The organism is Microbacterium sp. Z12_35, assembly GCF_058310475.1.
The window spans coordinates 462,581-482,844 of record NZ_JBZEGJ010000001.1 but is presented as its reverse complement, the minus strand read 5'-3'; the positions used below and the strand labels follow the sequence as shown (position 1 = coordinate 482,844).

The 20,264-nt window shown below is 67.2% G+C and carries 22 protein-coding genes and 1 other RNA gene; 10 read left to right on the top strand and 13 right to left on the bottom strand.

Annotation, left to right across the window (positions count from 1 at the left end; genetic code table 11):
• Positions 1-40 precede the first annotated feature (40 nt).
• The 3 genes from AC4FS1_RS02435 to AC4FS1_RS02425 form a co-directional block, all read right to left on the bottom strand.
• Positions 41-709, bottom strand: coding sequence for a DUF4166 domain-containing protein (locus AC4FS1_RS02435; RefSeq protein WP_491152332.1), 669 nt, complete (start codon positions 707-709; stop codon positions 41-43).
• Positions 706-1,314 carry an SRPBCC family protein gene (locus AC4FS1_RS02430; protein ID WP_491152330.1) on the bottom strand — a complete coding sequence of 203 codons (609 nt, stop codon included), beginning with the start codon at positions 1,312-1,314 and terminating at the stop codon, positions 706-708. The genes AC4FS1_RS02435 and AC4FS1_RS02430 overlap by 4 nt, the downstream gene beginning before the upstream one ends.
• Before the next feature lie 168 nt (positions 1,315-1,482).
• Positions 1,483-1,701, bottom strand: coding sequence for a hypothetical protein (locus tag AC4FS1_RS02425; protein WP_491152328.1), 219 nt, complete (start codon positions 1,699-1,701; stop codon positions 1,483-1,485).
• A gap of 111 nt (positions 1,702-1,812) precedes the next feature.
• On the opposite strand from AC4FS1_RS02425, the gene AC4FS1_RS02420 reads away from it, so the two are divergent.
• The 4 genes from AC4FS1_RS02420 (at position 1,813) to AC4FS1_RS02405 (ending at position 5,047) form a co-directional block, all read left to right on the top strand.
• Positions 1,813-2,721, top strand: coding sequence for an oxygenase MpaB family protein (locus AC4FS1_RS02420; RefSeq protein ID WP_491152326.1), 909 nt, complete (start codon positions 1,813-1,815; stop codon positions 2,719-2,721).
• A gap of 201 nt (positions 2,722-2,922) precedes the next feature.
• Positions 2,923-3,324: a phage baseplate assembly protein V gene (locus tag AC4FS1_RS02415; RefSeq protein ID WP_491152325.1), complete on the top strand. Its 402-nt coding sequence runs from the start codon at positions 2,923-2,925 to the stop codon at positions 3,322-3,324.
• Positions 3,325-3,432: 108 nt separating this feature from the next.
• Positions 3,433-4,074: a hypothetical protein gene (locus AC4FS1_RS02410; RefSeq protein WP_491152323.1), complete on the top strand. Its 642-nt coding sequence runs from the start codon at positions 3,433-3,435 to the stop codon at positions 4,072-4,074.
• Between the two features lie 211 nt (positions 4,075-4,285).
• Positions 4,286-5,047 (top strand): hypothetical protein, encoded by a 762-nt coding sequence (locus AC4FS1_RS02405; protein ID WP_491152321.1) that lies wholly within the window; start codon positions 4,286-4,288, stop codon positions 5,045-5,047.
• Positions 5,048-5,093: 46 nt separating this feature from the next.
• Here the strand turns inward: AC4FS1_RS02405 and AC4FS1_RS02400 are convergent, their stop codons facing one another.
• The 3 genes from AC4FS1_RS02400 to AC4FS1_RS02390 form a co-directional block, all read right to left on the bottom strand.
• A complete protein-coding gene (locus AC4FS1_RS02400; protein WP_491152319.1) occupies positions 5,094-6,311 on the bottom strand; it encodes a trypsin-like serine peptidase in 1,218 nt (405 codons plus the stop codon).
• Between the two features lie 306 nt (positions 6,312-6,617).
• A complete protein-coding gene (locus AC4FS1_RS02395; RefSeq protein WP_491152317.1) occupies positions 6,618-7,061 on the bottom strand; it encodes a nitroreductase/quinone reductase family protein in 444 nt (147 codons plus the stop codon).
• Between the two features lie 73 nt (positions 7,062-7,134).
• Positions 7,135-7,911, bottom strand: coding sequence for an SDR family oxidoreductase (locus AC4FS1_RS02390; protein ID WP_491152314.1), 777 nt, complete (start codon positions 7,909-7,911; stop codon positions 7,135-7,137).
• 99 nt (positions 7,912-8,010) lie between these two features.
• On the opposite strand from AC4FS1_RS02390, the gene AC4FS1_RS02385 reads away from it, so the two are divergent.
• Both AC4FS1_RS02385 and AC4FS1_RS02380 read left to right on the top strand, forming a co-directional pair.
• Positions 8,011-8,598 (top strand): TetR/AcrR family transcriptional regulator, encoded by a 588-nt coding sequence (locus tag AC4FS1_RS02385; RefSeq protein ID WP_491152312.1) that lies wholly within the window; start codon positions 8,011-8,013, stop codon positions 8,596-8,598.
• A 299-nt stretch (positions 8,599-8,897) separates the two neighbouring features.
• Complete coding sequence (locus AC4FS1_RS02380; protein WP_491152311.1) at positions 8,898-9,707, top strand: class I SAM-dependent methyltransferase; 810 nt, start codon at positions 8,898-8,900, stop codon at positions 9,705-9,707.
• A gap of 201 nt (positions 9,708-9,908) precedes the next feature.
• Here AC4FS1_RS02380 and AC4FS1_RS02375 read toward each other — a convergent pair whose 3' ends face one another.
• Positions 9,909-10,916 carry an aldo/keto reductase gene (locus AC4FS1_RS02375; protein ID WP_491155628.1) on the bottom strand — a complete coding sequence of 336 codons (1,008 nt, stop codon included), beginning with the start codon at positions 10,914-10,916 and terminating at the stop codon, positions 9,909-9,911.
• A 103-nt stretch (positions 10,917-11,019) separates the two neighbouring features.
• Entirely contained in the window at positions 11,020-11,745 is a 726-nt protein-coding gene (locus AC4FS1_RS02370) for an SDR family oxidoreductase (RefSeq protein ID WP_491152310.1), read from the bottom strand.
• A 108-nt stretch (positions 11,746-11,853) separates the two neighbouring features.
• Here AC4FS1_RS02370 and AC4FS1_RS02365 point away from each other — a divergent pair, with 108 nt between their 5' ends.
• Positions 11,854-12,423, top strand: a complete 570-nt coding sequence (locus AC4FS1_RS02365) for a TetR/AcrR family transcriptional regulator (protein WP_491152309.1) — start codon at positions 11,854-11,856, stop codon at positions 12,421-12,423.
• 255 nt (positions 12,424-12,678) lie between these two features.
• Here AC4FS1_RS02365 and ssrA read toward each other — a convergent pair.
• Positions 12,679-13,047: a transfer-messenger RNA gene (gene ssrA, locus AC4FS1_RS02360) on the bottom strand.
• A gap of 139 nt (positions 13,048-13,186) precedes the next feature.
• Between ssrA and AC4FS1_RS02355 the strand changes: the two genes are divergently transcribed.
• Complete coding sequence (locus AC4FS1_RS02355; RefSeq protein ID WP_491152307.1) at positions 13,187-13,786, top strand: hypothetical protein; 600 nt, start codon at positions 13,187-13,189, stop codon at positions 13,784-13,786.
• A 29-nt stretch (positions 13,787-13,815) separates the two neighbouring features.
• Entirely contained in the window at positions 13,816-14,469 is a 654-nt protein-coding gene (locus tag AC4FS1_RS02350; protein WP_491152306.1) for an SIMPL domain-containing protein, read from the top strand.
• Between the two features lie 4 nt (positions 14,470-14,473).
• On the opposite strand, the gene smpB is transcribed toward AC4FS1_RS02350, so the two are convergent.
• The 4 genes from smpB to prfB form a co-directional block, all read right to left on the bottom strand.
• Positions 14,474-14,950, bottom strand: coding sequence for an SsrA-binding protein SmpB (gene smpB, locus AC4FS1_RS02345; RefSeq protein WP_491152305.1), 477 nt, complete (start codon positions 14,948-14,950; stop codon positions 14,474-14,476).
• An 86-nt stretch (positions 14,951-15,036) separates the two neighbouring features.
• Positions 15,037-15,951 (bottom strand): permease-like cell division protein FtsX, encoded by a 915-nt coding sequence (gene ftsX / locus AC4FS1_RS02340; protein WP_491152304.1) that lies wholly within the window; start codon positions 15,949-15,951, stop codon positions 15,037-15,039.
• Complete coding sequence (gene ftsE / locus AC4FS1_RS02335; protein WP_491152302.1) at positions 15,948-17,210, bottom strand: cell division ATP-binding protein FtsE; 1,263 nt, start codon at positions 17,208-17,210, stop codon at positions 15,948-15,950. Before ftsE ends, ftsX begins: the two co-directional genes overlap by 4 nt.
• A gap of 121 nt (positions 17,211-17,331) precedes the next feature.
• A complete protein-coding gene (prfB, locus tag AC4FS1_RS02330) occupies positions 17,332-18,441 on the bottom strand; it encodes a peptide chain release factor 2 (RefSeq protein WP_491152301.1) in 1,110 nt (369 codons plus the stop codon).
• Between the two features lie 321 nt (positions 18,442-18,762).
• Here prfB and AC4FS1_RS02325 point away from each other — a divergent pair, with 321 nt between their 5' ends.
• Positions 18,763-20,226: an HNH endonuclease gene (locus AC4FS1_RS02325; RefSeq protein ID WP_491152300.1), complete on the top strand. Its 1,464-nt coding sequence runs from the start codon at positions 18,763-18,765 to the stop codon at positions 20,224-20,226.
• Positions 20,227-20,264: the final 38 nt, after the last annotated feature.

The following is a 20,264-nucleotide window of genomic DNA, read 5'->3' as shown; positions in this document are numbered from 1 at the left end:
ACAAAAGCCGATCAGCGACCGGGCAGCGGGCTGCTGGTTGTCAGGTTCTGACTTCGTGTCGGTGGGGCTTGAGTCGAGCGGGTGCGTCGGTGGCGGGTATCCATTCGGCCTGGAACGTACCGCGGTAGCCGAAGAGGAATCCGAACCGGCGGTTGCGCACCTCAAGATCGATGTGAAAGCGCTGGTCGCTGTCGTCGTAGTACTCGTGGAGGAAGGCGCGACCACTGAACCGCATCGGGAATCGGAAGCCGATAGGTCCTTCGTAGAAGCGCTGCGCGTCGGAGGTGAGCAGGAGCCCGCCGCGTTCGTCGACGCGCAGGTCGAGGTCGACGGCGAGGTGCTGGTGGGTGCCGAGGTAGTCAACGATCCGACCATCGTTCAGGATCATGGTGGCGTCGAACCGGCGGCGCTTTGGTCCGAGGGTGTACTCGCGGACGAACGTGACGGTCTCGCGGCCGAGCGGGTCGAGGTACGGAAAGTTCTCGATCGCGAAAGGCACGTCGGTGCCGGTGTCGGGGATGAGGATGTTCCGGAGCCGGCCGATCTGCAGGAACGGGACGGTCCACCACGGCCCGCGCCGGATGCTCGTCATCACCCCACGCCCGACGCACGCTTCCCCGGAGTCCAATCCCACGCCGAACCGTCGTCGCATCATCGGGTGCAGTCGGTCGAAGTCCGCTCCGAGTGCCGTCTCGAAGATCGATGTCACCGGGTGACCTCCGGGTCCGGCAGGGCCGCTAGGGATGATGGCGCATCGGCGAGATGGTCGGCTCGCCGCGGTGTGCCGCGCGGTGCTCGTAGACAATGGGCGGCACGCGGGCGGTCAGGCCTCCACCACCAGAGCACGCTCCGCAGCGGCCAACGCTCAGGCGGGACGCCGGTCTCTAACCAGATCCGCAGCCGGTCGAAGCTCCACGCTGTCGCCCACCCGAGAACCGGGCGGACGAAGACGTCCAGCACACCCCAACCCGGGGAGTAGTCGTATCCCGTGACGAAGACCGTGACCTGCCGCCCCCCGGCGACGTACCGCCAGTAGCCGCGACCGGCAGCGATCGGAGACAGCCGGTCCTTCGTCTGGAACCGCAGCGCCGACGTCCGGGCCCCGTCGAGACCGTTCTTCTCGCCCAGGCTGACACCACATCCCCGCACTGTGTGGAACGGGACACGCCGTTCGTACGTGAATGTCGAAGCGCCGGCCACGGTCACCCCATTGGGCGAGATTTTCGAGAACCGCACATCCCAGCGCACGTGCTGAACAGGGTCCTGCGTCGCATCCCAAACGGCATCCACCTCAGCACGGATCGACGTCTCCACATAGATGCCCCGACCCCGCACAAGACGAACCTACGGCACCCACTGGTCGGATCGCGTGTGTACCCGGCTCGAGCTGAACGACCCGCCGCTCGCAATCGGCTCCTCAACCGAGCGCCACACTCCATGTACCCGACGCCCCCTTCCACGCCAATGCCCGCAGGGCGACCGTCATTCGGCCAGATAGCCGGTGCGCGGGTCGATCCCCGACAAGAATGCGCGGACCTCGGAGCGCACCTCGTCGTCCGTGCGCGCTGCCGCGCGCAATCCTCCTACCGAGAACCCGTAGCTCGCGTCCGGGCCGCTCACCCAGGTGTGGTGCATCGAGCTGCCGTCTCTCACAACGTCGAACTCTTCACCATCGACGACGAATCGCACGGGTTCGGTCACGGCGCCATAGTCTCACGACGGGAGATTTCTGGCACGATGGCCGAACCCCCCGTGGGCTCAAGATGGGCCGTCCCTGCGCCGGTCCCCCAGCGGGCGTGGCACGCTGGAGCCATGAAGGGTCCCTCTCTCCGCGCGCGGCTGCTCACGGCGCTTTCGGGCGATCCGGACGGCATGCCCCGGTGGGTGCGTGAGCTCGCCGAGGGCGACGACGACGGGTACTTTCCCGACGGGGGCGCGGTCTGGACGGTCCACGCGGGCACCGCGACCTTCGTCGCCGGCATCCGAGCGCTGCTCATCCAAGCCCTCCACCCCGGCGCGATGGCCGGCATTCACGACTTCTCGCGCTACCGAGAGGATCCACTAGGCCGACTGACGGGCACCGTGCGGTGGATCATCTGCGTCACGTACGGCTCGACGACGCAGGCGAAGCAGGAGACGGCGCGCGTCGGCCGGCTGCACGAGCGCGTCGAGGGAACCTACGCGACGGATGCCGGGGCTCACGCCTACTCGGCGTCGGACGCCCGTCTCGTGGAATGGGTGCACCTCGCCTTCGCAGAAGCGTTTCTGGGCGCGCACGAGCGGTGGGGCGGTCCGATTCCTGGAGGTGCCGACGGATACGTGCGCGAGTGGGCGACCGCTGGGCGTCTCATGCGTGTGGAGAATCCGCCCGAGACGGAGGCCCACCTGAGGGAGAGGCTGCGGGGGTTCCTCGACCGTGCGGAGCTCCGCCGCGACGAGCGCGTCGACGAGGTCGTGCGGTTCTTGCGTGACGTGCCCTTCACCGGCTCGATGCGACTTGCCTATCGCGTGCTGTTCGCCGCGGCTGTCGCGAGCCTGCCGCGGCCGTACCGCAAATTGCTCGGGGTTCGTCGCAGTGTCCTGCCCGTCGTGACGGCGACTCGCATCGTGCTCGCGGTATCGCAGCGCGCGCTCGGCGCGGGCCCTCGCGCACAGGATTTCGCTCGAGAGCGGCATCGCCGCCTCGCGCACGAACAAGCCGGGGCCCATCCCGCAGGGTGAGGCTTCGCCTCCCCGGGCGTTGAATCGCCCCGGCTCCCCATCGAGGAACCACGTCACGGGGCATCACAGCGCGCAGGGAGCGTCCGTTTGACGACCGGGCTTCGGGCAGGGCTTATCGAACAACGGGCTCGAACCGGCTACTCGCCCGTAGCGGTCGCTGACCCTGGTTTCGTGCTCGTGGGGTCACGCCATACTGAGCGCATGTCGCTTCACCGTGGAATCGTCGGGCCAGGTCAGGATCCCACCAGACGAGGAAGAGTCAACGTCCGGATCCGCGACGTGAGTACCCATGCGCAGTGGGCGGAGCTGCTAATCCCCTTGGGCGGCGCAGGCGCCGTGGCTCCGGGAGAAGGCGATGGCGTGTGGGTCATGTACGAAGGCGGCAACTCCGCAACTCCCGTCATCATCGGACACGTGCGTGAGCCCTCACTCATCACAGCTGTTGAGCTCGCTGCGGAGCTGGGCCACGACGACGGCGAGCAACCAGGCCACAGGGTGCGTCAGTACCTGCGCAGACACTACCCGGATCACAAGCCGAACTCACGCTGGCTCCTGACGGCCGAGCAAGCCGACGACGTCCGCGAGCACTTCCGCGCGCGCTGACGGTCGTCAACGGATAGCTCGTTGGTATCGAACCGTCGCTCGATCAGCGACCGGATGCGGGCGGGGCGGAGGTCTGGGCATGATTGCGGTGACTAGCCAGGAGGGCTGATGCGATCAAGCAGACCGATCCCCGGCAACCCGTGGCCGCGCGACATGGGGATCACCGTCGAGGACAGGCCCACCGCGCTGCTGGAGTTGCTGTGGATCCGCCAGGCCCACGACCTGCACTTGGAAGGGGCGGACCTCCCGCCTCTGCTCGTAGATGCGCCCGCTGGCGTGAGTGGGGCGGGGCCGTCCGCTGCGGAAAGGGTCGAGTGGGAGAGGGCGTGGCCGCCACTGTGGCACGCAGCGGCGGAGCACGCTGGCCGTGACCAGGATCCCCGACAGTTCGAGCGTCTCCAGCAGACCGCGAACCGATCGCCCGAGCGCGAGATGATCCTCCACGAAATGGTCGGCCCCTCTTGGCGGGACGCATTCGGCGACGCGATCTTCGACGACGGCTACCAGGACTGGTCTCGCCGCGGGGCGGACGTTCGCCTCTCGTCGATGCGGCAGAGGATGATGCATTCGCCGGAGCACAGGGATCTCGATGCGCTCATCCCCGCATGGCGTGCCGGTCTGACCAAGATCGTGACCATCCCGTGCGAGGGCGAGTACTCACGCAAGATCACCCTCAACGCTTTGCTGATGACTGACGCTACTCGCAACGACAGTGTCAGCTACCAGCGCGCCCTCGAGTCATTCCACTGACGATTCAACGGGGCTCCTCCGCACACGTTCAGGCGCGGACGGCAGGTACGACTCTCGGGCGGAGCCCGGAGACCGACCGTCATCCGCACGGGGACTGGCTGGGCTCCGGCGTGTTGGACCCAACGCGCGACGCATACGTGTGTGGTTCTACCGCTGACCTGCGGCTCACCAGTGCTGGCACCCGGACTGCCAGCCCCAATATGGTGGCGACATGAGCCTCGCCGGCAAGATCACCCTTGGAGCCGCCGTACTCGTCGTTGGTGGCCTCGTCATCCTCGCTGCCCCCGCTGTGGCTTCTGTGGCTGGCGTGGTCTCGTCATGGGCAAGCTCCACTCCGACTGAGGAGTCGCCCGAGGTGGATTCAGTGGCGGACGATGACGCCGCGGTCGAGAAGATGCTGGGCGAGTTGGGCGATGGGTACGTGTATGTCGGCAACGGCACGGCGATCCCAGAGAACAGCCCAGCAGGGTGCGAGGAGCCGCGCTGGCTTCACGTGGGCGGCGGACGCGCCAGCATCAACGGCGACCTGATCGACCGGGGAGTCAACGAGCTTGCACGGGGGACGGCGGGCCTGGACGCTGAAGGCAACGTAAAGACGTACACGGTCGAGCCCGGTGACGCGCTGTATGCGATCGGTGACCGGTTCTGCATCGCAAACGCGCTGACTATCGCGACCCTCAATCACACGCGCACCATCCAGCCTGGCGAGGTACTGCTGCTTGCTCCTGACAGTTCGATCCCGTGGGTGGAGTACTACAGCCCGCGGAGCGCTGAGGGCGGCTACCAGCAGATTCCCTACCAGCTCGCGGTCGAAGCGATGAGCGCCGCTGCCTGGGCGGGCGAAGTCGACCAGATGCGTGACATCTTCACGAACGAGCTACGCGCGCTGTATCCCGACCCGGCCGAGGCCGACGTCATCGCGCAGGCGCTCGACGCTGGCGACCTCGACGTGCTGCGCCAAATGTTCGCGTAGCCCAGTAACGTCCTCGACGGGCCCGCGCTTGCCCCGGCATTTGGGGTCAGTCCCAGTTTCGGCGTCCCCACTGGACGATCGCAGGGAGCGCGTCTCCGCCCGCTGCGCACGCCCACGTCTCGTCACCAGAAATGGTGCCGTCCGTCTGCGAGCCGGAATGGACACCAATCGCACACGGGTTGTCCCTCCCGAACCATCCGAAAAGCGGCGACCCGGAGGCTCCTGACGCTTCATCGGCATCGTTCTCAACCTGCGTCGTGTCAAATGTGCTGCCGTCCAGGTTGATGTCGTCCCCGTCGTCGTCGTCGCGCACGGCGATACCGAATTGAGCCGACATCGCGACCTGGCTCCGGTCGTAGGGGAAGCCCGCCATCGTCCACGACCGCTGCCCCTCCCAGTCCGAGTCGTAAACGCGGGCACCGAAGAACCCCATCGAGTCCCCGATCGGGTCTGCGAGCTGACAGATCTGCAGATCGTTGCCCGAGTCGGAGTGCCACCGCCTCCGACGTCTCACCCATGTGATGAGCCCGAGCCCGAAAACCGGTCGATTCGCCCAGCACGCTGGAATCACGCGTATCCGGACCTGGCCGCTTGACAAAGAAACGCTGTCGAAGGAATGCCCGCTGGTCATCAGCGTGCGACGGCCGACGAGAAAGCCCGACGCGTAGCTGCCCGAGTTCATCCAGGTACCCGATGCGTCGGGCTGCCACAGCTCGATCTTGCACACGGCGGTGTACGGGTAGAAGGTCGGACGAAGGAAGTCGCGAGACTCACCGTCGATGATTGTCGAGTGCGCATCGCCATCCTTCGTTTTAACGACCACTGTCGACAGGTCCACCGTGCCCCCGCGAGCGGAGGTGCCGACAGCGGCGCGTAGGTGCACGTTTGCAAGGGTGCGCGGCAGGTAGGCGATCGGGGTGCCCCTCGGCCGCGAACCATCCACCCTCTCCGCGCGAGTACGCTCTTGCAACCGGCGCTCGTGCCGCAGCTCCCGCGCTCGCACTCGTTCGGCAAGCGTCCGGGCGACCACCTCGCCATGCGATGCGTCCTCATCGACGATCGGCACCCCCGGGATGATTCGGCCGCTGAGGCTATACACCCCATCGAACTCGGTGGTCGTCACGGTGGGCGCCTCGTCGGACTGGAATGCATAGGCGTACTCGTTTACGTGTCCCCAGGGCCGGAGGTCCTCTTGGATGCAGTCTTCCTCGTCCAGCGCGACGAGTTGGTCGATTGCGATGGGTCCGTCATCACCCTGTGGCATGGCGCCTTCCCTTCATTCGACGGAGGCCGCCCGCCGGGCTCAGATGCATCGGAGAGGCGAGAAGGTGAAGGTGACCCGTCGGTCGGCGGCTCATTGTCCCGCCGCCTCGGCAGCGGGTCAATACACCCCGCGTAGGCCCGTTGCATGCTTGGCTCCAGCTGGGAGATCGTTGCGACCAGTTCAACGAGCCGACAGATCAGCGTCGCAGCGCGTGGGCTGTCGCGTTGATCGACCGCCTATCGGGGCGGGGGATGACTCACTTGCCGCGGCGTCTATGTACGCAGCGCGACGGACTCGTCTTCGCGGTCACGAAAGGTTCTTCGTCGATGGAGGGATGTCGGAGAAGACAATTTCCACGAGCGGGCTCCCGGCCATCCAGTCCTCGACGTGCTGGGGCTGTCGAACGATGGCGGGATTGTGGGGTTGGTTGAAGTCGTCGACGATGTACTCGAAGATCGGCTGCTTCTGCGCGGGATCGGTGATCGGCAGAGCGGTCGCCCGGAGGTCGGCTCGAATGCCGTGTTTGAGATGGAAGACGAACTCGGGGTTGCCGAGCAGGTTCGAGTACCAGTCGCGGCGTGCGGGGGTGCTGCTGAGGTACCACCGGCCATAGACGCGATGGAACCAGATCTCGATCCGGCGAGGCTTCCCTGACCGGGCACCGATGGTGGTGATGTCGACAGTGCGCTGCCAGGCCGTGGAATCACGGCTGATGTTCAGCGCGCTCAGGATTTCAGTAGTGCTGGGCATGATTTCTCCTCGTGCCGCTTGCCTCGCGCCTCGCCCTGGACCAATCCAGGCCGAGGCGGAGGATGGTGTGTGGTTAGACCGTGAGGTCCCATTCGGCGGCCTGCGCTTCACGGGTCTCGTGCTCCATCGACGGCGGGAACACGTTGCGGTATGTGGTGATCTCGCCGGTGATGACCTTGACGATCACGTCGACCATGTTCTGCGGGTCTTCCTGCCCGACCAGGGTGAACGGCGGTTCCCACCCCGGCAGGATGGCCGTCTCCGGGTCGTACCAGTAAGTCGACGCTTCGAGTGCGGTGTCGTTGAAGCCGGTCAGATAGAACCCGGGCTGCACGGTCGCCACGGTGATGCCGATGGGCTTCAGCTCCTCGCGCAGGGTCGCGGCAATTGCTTCAATGGCGTACTTCGTCGCGCTGTACGCGCCTCCGGAGGGTGGAGTCTGCAGACCCGCGTCAGAGGAGTTGAACACGATCTTTCCACTGCCCCGCGCGGCCATCTGCCGGATGAAGCCCTTGGTCAGTTCCATCGGGGCGAACACGTTCGACTCGAAATTCGCCCGAAGGCGGGACATCGGGAGGTCCGTCAGCGTTCCGCTGTGGGCGACGCCGGCGTTGTTGAACAAAACGTCGATGTCGTAGCGAAGGGCGTGAGCGACATCGATCTCGTCGAACAGGTCGAGCTTGATGACCTCGATATTTTCCAGACCTGCTGCCGCGATCTCCTGACGCAGCTGCCAGGCCTGCGGCCAGATCTGCACGCCGGCAATCACCCGATATCCGAGGCGCGCAAGGTCGAGTGCGGTCAGGCGGCCGAAGCCGCTGCCTGCGCCGGTAATAAGAACGGTCTTCATGATCTTCCCAACTCCTAAAAATACTAACTGGTCCGTACGTGACGGTAACTCTAAGCGTCAGTGATGTCAAACGGACTAGTTGGTAGTTATGCTTAAGAGATGACGACGACGAGCAAGGGCGAAGCCACCATGCGGCGCATCCTCGACGCCGCCTCCACGGAATTCGCCCACTACGGGATCGCCGGGGCGCGGGTGGACCGGATCGCTGCCGCCGCAAACTCCAACAAGGGCCAGATGTACAGCTACTTCGGCAACAAGGACGCGCTCTTCGACGCGGTCTATGCCGAGCACATCGGTTGGATGATCAATTCCGTTCCGCTTCGCGGAGACGACCTGCCGGGCTATGCGACAGAGTTGTACGACGCGTACCTCGCCCACCCGGAAATCGTCCGACTCACCACCTGGGCACGCCTTGAACGCCACCCCGTCGGCGACCTCTACAACGACGGCAACGACCACAACCGGGGAAAGACCGATGCGATCCGGCAAGGCCAGAGGTCCGGCAGCATCGACCCCTCGCTCGACGCCGACGACATCCTCTCGATCGTTACAGCCATGTCGATGGCTTGGTCGCCGGCCAGCGCGCTCGTGGCAGCCAGCGCGGACGAACCCGGAACGGTGCACGCACGCCGCAAGAGCGCTCTCGTAGCGACGGTGCGCGGGGCGTTCTCCGCGCCCCATCGCTAACGAGGACGGCACTCAGGCGACCGCACCCTTGGTAGCCGGATAGCCGTCGGGTGAGTGCGCATGATGCTCACAGCCCGAGCTGGGCCTTCCTGCGCAGGCTCATCTCGCCCAGAAACGATCGATTACGGACCGGCTTTCGGGCAGCCTGACCGGCTCGCATGGATAGACGCGACATAAGCGACGGCCTGAACTGTCCCGAAAGAGTCTCGTCCCTCGTGCCATCTCTCCAAGGACGCGCATACTGTGCGTACCCGCCGTCGCCGGCACGGAGCCGAACCTTCCTTGGATGAGGAGTGATCATGCCGAGTTCTAATTCCGCGTTCGAGGGCTCCATCCCGGTCCTCTACGAGCGTTACCTGACGCCGTTGCTCTTCGAGCCGTACGCGGTTGACATCGCAAAACGCATCGCACCGCTTGCGCCGCGGCGGCTGCTCGAGACCGCGGCCGGTACCGGGGTCGTGACCCGCGAACTCGAACGGATGCTCGGAGAGGGCACGACCATCATGGCCACGGATCTGAATCAAGCGATGATCGACGTCGCCACTACCACGCGAGGATTCGGCCACGCCAGCTGGGCGCAGTGCGACGCCATGACACTGCCCTTTGACCGGGACACCTTCGATGTCGTTGCCTGCCAGTTCGGGGTGATGTTCTTCCCGGAGAGAACACGGGCGTATCAAGAAGCAGCGCGCGTGTTGGCCAGCGAAGGCGTTTTCATATTCACGGTCTGGGACCGCCTTGCGGCCAACGATGTCACCCGCATCATCGCGGAAGCGTTGACAGCACGGTATCCCGACGATCCTCCGTCCTTCATCGAACGAGTCCCGTTTGGATACTTCGACGTTGACTTGATCCGCTCAGAACTGATCGAATCCGGCTTTTCTGAGGTCGTCGCCGAAACGGTGACCCTCCCCAGTCGAGCCGACGCCGCGCACGACGCGGCGGTCGGAGTGTGCCAAGGCACCCCGGTGCGCGCCGAGATCGAATCGCGGGAAGCCGACGGTCTGCAATCAGCTACGGAAGACGCGGCGCAGGCGCTGGTAGCAAAATTCGGCTCCGGTCACCTTGAGAGCACCATCCAGGCGATCACCGTGACAGCGCGGCTGTGATCCCCGGCCATCCGGCCGAACCCGCCGAGGGTAGGACTCTTTCGAACCCACGGCATTGACCGCGTGGCCCGCAGGCGGATCCCTCACCGAACGCCCGCGAGTGTCGGCTCGTCGGGCCGAGCACTGGACGCTTTGGCGGAAGCGGCCCGGGGCACGGGCCCACCCTGCGTCCCCGGGCCTCGGGGTCGCTTCAGGTGCCCGTCAGCGACGCGGCTGGATCTTCAGATCACCGCGCGTCTGCACCCGGATGTGGTCGCTGGCCAGCATCGCGTGCGGGAAGCCGAGGTCGATCGCGCTGATCTCGTCGAGCCGGGCCATGTGCTCCGTCGAGAGGGTGACCTCAAGAGCGCCCAGGTTGTCTTCGAGCTGCGCGAAGGTGCGCGTGCCGAGCACGGGGGCCGTCACCGCGGGGTTGTGCAGGCTCCATGCCAGGGCGATCTGCGCGGGCGTACGTCCGAGCTCCGCGGCGACGTTGCGCACGACGTCGACGATGTCGTGGTTGCGATCGTTGATGCTCCCCAACGCAACGTTGAGGCTCCCGCGTGAGCTTGCGGGTTCTGACCCGCCGGCGAGGCCGTCGCGGGTGTACTTGCCGGAGAGGACGCCGCCGGCCAGCGGCGACCACAGCACCGGCGCGATGCCGAGCTGCTGAGCCATCGGCAGCAGATCGCGCTCGGCGGATCGCTCCACCAGGCTGTATTCCATCTGCAATGCGACCAGCGGCGACCAGCCGCGCAGGTCTGCGATCGTCTGCATCCGTGCGATCTGCCAGGCCGGCGTGTTCGAAATGCCGATGTAGCGGACCTTGCCCTGCCGCACAACGTCGTCCAGGCCGCGCATGATCTCCTCCACGGGGGTGGACTCGTCCCACACGTGGAGGTAGAGCACGTCGACGTAGTCGGTGCCGAGTTCGCGCAGGCTCGTCTCCAGTGCGCCCAGCAGGCTCTTGCGGCTGGCCCCACCGGAGTTCGGGTCGCGGGGATCCCGCAGCGTGGAGTACTTGGTCGCGATCACCAGGCTGTCGCGGTGGCCCCGGGTGAATTCACCCACGACGCGCTCGGACGTGCCGTAGGTGACGGCAGTGTCGATGAAGTTGCCGCCCGATGCGACGTAGTGGTCGAAGATCCGACGGGCCTCGTCGACGTCGGAGCCCCAGCCGAGCTCGTTGCCGAAGGTGGCGGCGCCGAGCGCGAGCGGCGAGACGCGCAGTCCCGATCGGCCGAGCTGACGGTAGGTGTCGAGAGTGAGAGTGATGTCGGTCTCCTCAGAGGGTCGGAGGGCAATTGGAGGTGGGCGTGCGGGGGAATCGGGTTCAGGCGCTCAGCCCGTGGCCACCGGCGACGGTTATCTCCTGCCCGGTGATGTAGGCGGCGGCATCGGAGGCCAGGAAGGCCACTGTCTCGGCGATGTCGCGGGCGGTCGCGAACCGTCCGAGCGGGATCTGCGCCGCGATGGCGTCGCGCGCGCTCTGCGGCAGGCCGAGCTTGTCCAGCAGTGGCGTGTCGGTCATGCCGGGGCTCACGGCGTTCACGCGGATGCGGCGGGGTGCGAGCTCGACCGCGAGTGAGGGAAGCATCGCGAGCATCGCGCCACGCGTTCCCGCTCCGAGCGTGGCTCCGGCGCTGCCGCGGCTCGCGCCGAGGCCGACCGTCATGACGACCGATGCACCGTCGCTGAGGATCGGCAGCGCCCGCTGCAGTGCGAAGAACTGCCCCTTGAAGTTGATATCGGCCTGGGCGTCGAACTCCGACTCCGTGACGTCAGTCACCGGCGCCGGCCGGAAGACCCCGGCGTTGAGGAACAGCAGGTCGAGCGATCCGAATCGCTCCCCCACGGCGCCGACGAGCTCGTCGATGTCTGCGACGGAGCCGCTGTCGGAGCGGAGGACGAGCACGTCGTCGCCGAGCGCGGCGCGGGCGGATGTGACCGATTCGGGGTTCTGGCCGGTGACGGCCACCTGGTAGCCGCGTCCGCGCAGGAGCTCGGCGGTCGCCCGGCCGATGCCGGTGGTGCCGCCGGTGATCAAAGCGGTGGGCATGAGCTTTCCTCTCGTCGTGGGGCCGCCCTCAATCGGAGGACCCTCCGGTTACGCCACTGTACACTGATCCGGAGAGCACTCCGCTTTTCCCTGCATTCGGGAGCACCCATGACCGCCACGCCGCCCATCCTCCGCGTCGACGCCCGACGCAACCGCGATCGCCTGTTGTCAGCGGCCGCTGATGTGTTCGCGGTGGAAAAGACCGTGTCGCTGGACTCCATCGCGAGGCGGGCGGGGGTGGGTATCGGCACCCTGTACCGACACTTCCCCACAAAGGAGGACCTCGTCGAGGAGGTCTACCGCGATCAGGTGCGCACGCTGCGTGACGACGCGACGGCACTGCTCGCCGCCGAGCGGCCCGCCCGCGCGCTCCTGGCATGGATGCTGCGCTTCGCCGAGTGGGCGCGCGAGCGACGCGGCGTGGGCGAGGCCCTCGTCGCGATGAGTGCCACCGGCCGCTTCGGCAGCGGCCCGGTGTGCGACGAGGTCCAGCAAGTGATCGGGATGCTGCTCGAGGCCGGCATCGCGACGGGCGAGCTGCGCGCGGGTGTCGACCCGGTCGACCTGGGGGCACTCCTGGCCGGCGCCCTCTCCGTCGCGGGCGCCCCCTCGCAAGCTGCGCAGCTCACCCGCATGCTCGACATCATCGTCGACGGCCTCACCCCGCGGCTCGCATGATCGGGTGAGAGGCCGACGCTATCGACCAAGGCGAGGTGGGAACGCGGTACGGGCCCCGAAATTCAGCGCTCGCGTGCGGACGGCCGCGATGACGCTCGGCACGTACGCCGATCGCTCAGCGACCGGCTCATGTTCGCTCGTCCCAGCGGCAGCAGCATCCCGGCGATTCCGTGTCGTGGTGCCTCATCGAGGACAAACAAAGGCCCGAGATCCGCGATACTCCGCGGCTCTCGGGCCTTGTTCGGTGACAGCGGCTGGTGGAGATGGGGGGAATCGAACCCCCGTCCATCGCTGAGATATCGCGTCTTCTCCGGGCGCAGTCTGTGCAGACGTTCTGCTCGGCTCCGACCTTTGTCACAGACACCTAAGTCGACGAGCCCAGCCTGGGAAGAGTCCCGAGCGGCGTCCAGACGCCACCGCTCAGCAAGTCCCCTAGATGACGCCAGGATCCGTAGCGGGGACGCCTACGGTCTGACGGAGTTCAGGCTCGCTTAGGCAGCGAGGGCGAACTCAGTGCGGTTAGTTTCAGCACTTATTGTTTTACAGGGAGCGTTTACGAGATAACCCTGTATCCTCGGCCCGCTTCTCGCGAATTCACAGGCGATGTCGAAACCGATCATCCCCGTGATCCTCCGTGTGGAGGGGCCACTGTCACTCTGTGGAATTGTCGCCGGCTGCCGAAGCACCCGAGCGTTACAGAGTACAACGGATGCGGCGGCCAAGCCATTCCCGAGCGGTTCTCGCCGAACCCTATGATCAGCCCATGGAGAAGCGGTGGGTGTGGATCATCGTGGGAACCATGGCCGTCGGCACGGTCCTGGTCATCGCTCTCGTTCTCACGTTCGGGTGGTCGCCCGTGGTGGCGCCGGCCGCGTCACCGACTTCGTCGTCGTCGGGGGCTGTGGAGTCGCCCTCGGCCTCGCGGACCCCCTCGCCCGCACCGAGTGAGCCGCCCGCCCCAGCCGGCTGGCAGGAGCCGACGTGCGAGAACATCATGCATCCGGCGTTCAGCACCGACTGGCTTCCGGCACGCGTGGAGGACCCCGAGACGCTCTTCACCGACGGCATCCAGTGCTGGTGGGCGGTGGACCCCACCGTCGGCACCGACAACGTGCTCCTCTACGGATGGGCTCCGGCCACGGCGGAGGTGTGGGCAGCCCTCATCGCCGAGCGGACCGCCGAGACCGACACGGCGTGGTTCACCGAGGAGGACGAGCGCGGCGTGTATCTGACGCACAAGACCGACTACTGGGTGCAAGACGCCGACGGGTACGGAACCACCTACCTGTTCACGGGCGGCGCGATCCTCTTTGCGCAGACGAAGGCTGAGACGGAGGATGTCGTCGGCCCGCCGTCTGCGTGACGGCCCGGAGAGCGCCGTATGCTCGCGGCATGAGCGAGGTCGTGGTCACCGTCCGAGGCGAGCAGGAGCGGCGTGTCGCGCCCGAGCACGCCATCGTCAGTCTTTCAGTCCGGCGGGACGGGCCCGAGCGCGGGCCGGTCGTCGAGCGGGTGACGACACTCGCCGAACCCCTCCGCGACGACCTGGTCGCCCATCAGCGGTCGGGCGAAGTGGTGGAGTGGTCGAGCGGTCGGGTGTCGGCGTGGTCGGAGCGGCCGTGGAACGCGGAGGGGCGTCAGCTTCCCCCGGTGCACCATGCGTCGATCGACATCACCGCGACCTTCGGAGACTTCGTGGCGCTGTCGTGGTGGATCGGTGAGGTGGCCGAGACGGATGCGGTGCAGGTGACCGACGTCCGCTGGGAGCTCTCCCCCGCCACCCGCGCAGAAATCGAGCGTGAGGTGGGGGCCGAGGCTGTTCAGGTTGCCGTCGACCGCGCCCGCGCCTACGCGGAGGCCCTGGGTCTGGAGTCGGTGACGCCGCTGGAGATGGCCGACGCGGGGCTGCTGCTGCCGCATCCCGAGCGAGGCCCGGTGATGATGCGCGCGATGGCGGCGGCGGATGCGTCGGGTGCGGGCCTGGCGTTGCAGCCGGCCGACATCGTGGTCAGCGCCGCCGTGGAAGCACGGTTTCTCGCGCGCTGACCGCTCAGTCGCCGAGGCGGTTGCGCGACCGCATGGCGCGCTCAGCCTCGCGCTTGTCTTCGCGCTCGCGGATCGTCTGGCGCTTCTCGAACTCGCGCTTACCCTTGGCGACCGCGATCTCGACCTTCGCGCGTCCGTCGGAGAAGTACAGCCGCAACGGCACGAGCGTGTAGCCGCCCGCCGACACGGCGTGAGATATCTTGACGATCTCGTCCTTGTGCAGCAGCAGTTTTCGGGTGCGCTTGGTGGCGTGGTTGGTCCAGTGCCCCTGCGAGTACTCGGGGATGTGCACGGCGTCGAGGAAAGCCTGACCACCGTCGATGTAGGCGTAGCCGTCGGTGAGGTTCGCGCGCCCCTGCCGGAGAGACTTCACCTCGGTGCCGGTGAGGACGAGGCCGGCCTCATAGGTCTTCTCGATGGCGTAGTCGTGACGGGCACGACGGTTGGTGGCGATGACTTTTTCGCCCTTTTCGCGAGGCATGTCCCACCTCCCTCGGATCCCAGGCACACGCAGCCGTTCAGTCTACAAGGCCGGCGCCGCCCGTGAGGTCGGTGCCGCGGGCTCCGCTACGTCCGCAGCCAGCGGCGGATCGCGAATCCGGCCGACAAGGCTGCCAGCACCACCCCGATGAGCACGATGACCGGGACGACGATCGCGATCTCGGCGGGGCCGACCCAGGTCGAGACGAACGTGATGCGGCTGCGGAGGTAGTCGTCGACGCCGAAGTTCACGATCGCCCACACTGCGGTGCTTGCGAGGGCAGACCCGATCAGCGCTGCCAGAACCCCCTCGAGGACGAACGGGGTCTGGATGAAGCGATTGGATGCGCCGACCAGCCGCATGATGCCGATCTCCCGCCTGCGCGCGAAGGCCGACAGACGGATCGTCGTGCCGATGAGAAGCACCGCTGCCACGAGCATCAACGCCGCGATCCCGACCGCGATGTACGTCGCGACGGTGAGCGCGGAGAAGAGCGGCTCGAGGTACTGCATCTGGTCCTGCACCTCTTCGACGCCGTCCATCCCGCCGAAGGCCTCGGCGATCACCTCGGATTGACTCTGATCGACGAGGTTGATGAAGAAGCTGGCGTTGATCTGGTCGGCGGTGAGGATGTCGGCGTAGTCCTCGCCGAGCTGCTCCAGGGCGTCCTCGTACGCGTCTTCGCTCGTGACGAAGCGATAGTCCCGGATGAGGGGAGCCAGCGCCTCGCCGTCGAGGCTGCCACGCACCTGCTCGATCTGCTCTTCCGTGGCCACACCGTTCACACACGTCTCCGAGTCCGAGACGCTGGTGCACATGTGGACGGCGACCTGCGCGCGATCGACCCAGAAGTCGCGCATCTGACCGATCTGCATCTGCATGAGCATCGCGGCACCGACGAAGGTGAGCGACACGAAGGTCACGAGCACGACGGAGATGACCATCGAGGCGTTGCGGCGGAGGCCCGAGAAGGCCTCGGACAGGATGAGTCCGAGTCTCACGAGGTGGGCCCCACTTCGTCGTTACCGTCGTCGAGGCCGAGACGATCGGCGAGCCCCAGCTCGTCGATGTCGACCGGCGGAAGATCGATCGCGACGGGCCGCGTGTGGGTCGACAGTTCCTCGGGGCGGACGGCCGCCTCTTCCGGCGGCACCGGAACATGGCTTTCGGATGCTGCCGGCGCGGACACCGCGGACGCGGTGATCGTCGCTCCGCCCATGGCAGCGACGGCGGGCTCGGCCGTTGCTGAGTGGGGGGCGCGGACCGGCGGCGAAGGCGCGCGTTCGGGTGCGGTCGCCTCGGCGGGCCACACGGACGGAGCATCCGGCTCGGGCGGCCACACGGACGGAGCATCGGCCTCGGCGGCGCGGGCGTGAAGGATGGGCGCATCCGGCGCGGCGGCGGCGCCGAGCGCTTCGGCGGCGGCCGGTGCGAGCTCATCGGCGGCAGCATCCAGGGCGACTGCGGCGGCGGGCGCGACGTGGGCGACCTCGCGCTGCACCTCGAGCACAGCGGTCAGGGCCGCGACGGCGGCGGCGCCCCGCTCTACCTCGGGCGTGAGGCGCGGCAGTCCGGACGTATCGCCGTATCCGCCGTGACGCTCGTCGCGCATCATCTGGCCGTTCTGCAGTTCGATGACGCGCCGCTGCATCTGGTCGACGAACCCGGCCTCGTGCGTGGCCATCACCACGGTCGTGCCGCCGGCATTGATGCGGGCGAGCAACTGCATGATGTCGATGGAGGTTCCCGGATCGAGGTTTCCCGTCGGCTCGTCAGCCAGCAGCACCTGGGGGCGGTTCACGAGGGCGCGTGCGATCGCGACGCGTTGCTGCTCACCGCCCGACAGCTCGTGCGGCAGCCGCTTCTCCTTGCCGCCGAGTCCGACGAGGTTCAGGACCTCGGGCACGGCTTGGTGGATGAAGCCGCGGGATGCGCCGGTCACCTGCAGCGTGAAGGCGACGTTCTGGAACACCGTCTTGGTAGGGAGAAGCCGGAAGTCCTGGAAGACCGCCCCGACGTGGCGGCGGAAGTAGGGCACCTTCCGGTTCGGCAGGGTGCGCAGGTCGCGGCCCAGCACCACCACCCGCCCGCTGCTCGGGGTCTCCTCGCGGAGGATGAGGCGCAGGCACGACGACTTGCCGGACCCGGAGGCGCCGACGAGGAAGACGAACTCGCCACGCTGCACCTCGAAGTCCACTGCATCCAGAGCGGGTTTGGAGGTGCCGCGGTACCGTTTGCTGACATTTTCGAACCGGATCATGGCGCATTGAGCCTAAGCGCCGGTCCGCGACCGCTCGCCGTGACGCGCCGCCCGGGCCCACTTGCGTGAACCGGCTGCGACCTCCGCAGAATGAGCGGCCGATTCAGGCCGGTCGGGTGGATCAGTCGTCGAGCTTGCGCTTGCGCCAGCGGATCCCCGCGGCGATCAGGCCGTCGAGGTCGCCGTCGAAGACGGACGCGGGGTTGCCCACTTCGTAGCCCGTACGGAGGTCTTTCACGAGCTGCTGGCCGTAGAGGAAGTAGGAGCGCATCTGATCGCCCCAGCTGGCCGTGATCGTGCCGGCGAGCTCCTTCTTCTTGGCCGCTTCCTCTTCGCGCTGGAGGAGCATCAGTCGTGTCTGCAGAACGCGCATAGCCGCCGCGCGGTTCTGGATCTGCGACTTCTCGTTCTGCATGGACACGACGATGCCGGTCGGGAGGTGGGTGAGGCGCACGGCCGAGTCGGTGGTGTTGACCGACTGTCCGCCCGGGCCCGAGGAGCGGAAGACATCGACGCGCAGGTCGTTCTCCGGGATTTCGACCTCCACGGCTTCTTCCATCACCGGGATGACCTCGACGGCGGCGAAGCTCGTCTGCCGCTTGTCGGCCGACCCGAACGGGCTGATGCGGGCCAGGCGGTGGGTTCCGGCCTCGACGGAAAGGGTGCCGTAGGCGTAGGGGGCATCCACCTCGAACGTCGCGGACTTGATACCCGCGCCCTCGGCGAAGGAGGTGTCCATGACCTTGACCGGATACTTGTGGCGCTCGGCCCAGCGCAGATACATGCGCATGAGCATCTCGGCGAAGTCGGTCGCGTCGTCGCCGCCGGCACCGGAACGGATCGTCACCACGGCGCCGCGGTCGTCGTACTCGCCGTCCAGCAGTGTCTGAACCTCGAGCTGACCGATGACGCCCTCGAGTTCTGCGAGCTCTCGGCGGGCCTCTTCGGCGGCGTCTTCGTCGTCCATCTCGTGCGCGAGTTCGACCATGACATCGAGGTCATCCAGTCGCTGTTCGATCTCGGTGATGCGGCGCAGCTCCGTCTGGCGGTGACTCAGTGCGCTGGTGACCTTCTGCGCCTTGTCGACGTCGTCCCAGAGGTCTGGCGCGCCGGCTTCCTCGCTCAGACGGGCGATCTCTGTGGCGAGCCCCTCCACGTCGACGACCGACTTGATGTCGCGGAAGGTGGAGCGCAGGGCCTGGATGTCGGCGGACGGATCGAATTCGAGCATGGCAGTTCAGCCTACCGCCGTCGCGGCGGCGCCTGCCGCGCCCGCGTCTGGTGGAGGGGGATGGCGCGCGGGCGTCCGGGGAGGAGGATGGCGCGCGGGCGCACTCCTCCTGTCATGCCGGCCGGTGCGCTCCTCCGGGTCCGCATCTCCGCCCCGACCACGGTCGCGGTAGGGACATTTCGGGAGGAAATGGCGCTTCGGGAGGGCCGATAAGGCCAGAACCGCCTCCCCCGTGCACATCTCCTCCCGACGCGCTCGGGGGGAGCTCGCGACCTCTCCGAGCCTCGAACAAATGTCGGAGGGTGGTGGGACGATGAAGTCATGACCAGCCCCACCACTGCCATCGCCGAAGCGCTCACCGCGCTGGATGCGGCGTGGGATGACGCAGCGGATGCGACGACGCTTTCGGATGCGAGAGTCAAGCTCGTGAACGAGCGCCTGGCCGACCTCCGTCGCCGGGTGGACGGGCTGCACGCCCGCGTGGCGGCAGAACTTGCCGCGCGGTCCCGTCCGGAACTCGGGAGCGAAGGATTGGCGCGGAAGAACGGCTTCCGCACCCCGGCGAAGCTGATAGCCGAGGCCACGGGCGGCCACACCGCCGACGCGGCACGACTCATCCAAGTGGGTCAGGCCACGGCACCCCGGCTCTCCCTGTCCGGCGAGCCCCTACCCGCGAAGCATCCGCACGTCGCGGCAGCGCTGGACGCGGGGCACATCAGTGTCGCCGCCGCATCCGCGATCACGACGATGCTCGACCGCGTCTCGCTGCGCGTCGACGTGACGACCCGTGATCACGCCGAGCGGACGCTGGCCCAGCAGGCGCCGCTCCTGACATACGACGAGCTGCTTTCCGTGCTGCGCCGGGCCGAAGCGCACCTCGACCCGGACGGGCTCGAGCCGCGGATCGCCGAGCAGCATGGCGAGCGTTCCTTGAAGATCACTCAAGACGCGGTGGGCATGACCGTACTGACGGCACGGCTCGACCCCGAATCCGCCGCGCCGGTCGTCGCCGCGATCGAGGCCATCGTCACGCACCAGCTCCGCACGTCCCGCGGCCACAATGCCTCCGACCCTGACAACGACGACGGCACGACGTCGCCCGACGACGCAGTGGGCGCCAGTGGAGCCGGTTCCTCCGTCGAGCAGGGCAGGGAGGGCGTGATCATGGACGAGACGCGGTCGTTGACGCAGATGCGGGCCGATGCGCTCGGCGCGATCTGTCGGCACGCGATCGGATGCGACGCCGGCACACTCCCCGGCACGTCAACGTCCGTGGTGGTGAGGATGACTCTCGAGGATGTGCGCACCGGCACCGGAGTGGCCACGATCGACGGGATGGAAGCGCCGATCGACGCGGGCACCGCGCGCCGCATGGCCGCGGCGGCCGACATCATCCCGTGCGTTCTGGGCACTGACAGCGAAATCCTCGACTGGGGGCGCGCGAAGCGCCACTACACGAACCCGCAGCGCCTGGCTCTGGTCGAGCGGGATGGGGGATGCTCCTCGTGCCACCTGCCGCCCGCGTTCGCTGAAGCGCACCACATCCGATGGTGGGTGCGAGACCACGGGGAGACGAACCTCGATAACGCCATCCTCCTCTGCACGTCGTGCCACCACCGGGTTCATGCCGATGGGTGGGAGATCCGTATCGACACTCCTCCCGGCGCACCTCCTAGTGCGGGAACGGTGTGGTTCATCCCACCCGCCCACGTGGATCCGAACCGCACTCCGCGCCTCGGTGGACGGCGACGGTTCGATCCCCTCGCCTGGAGCTTGACCGCTTGACCGCTTGACGGCTGACCGCTTGACCGCTTGACGGCTGA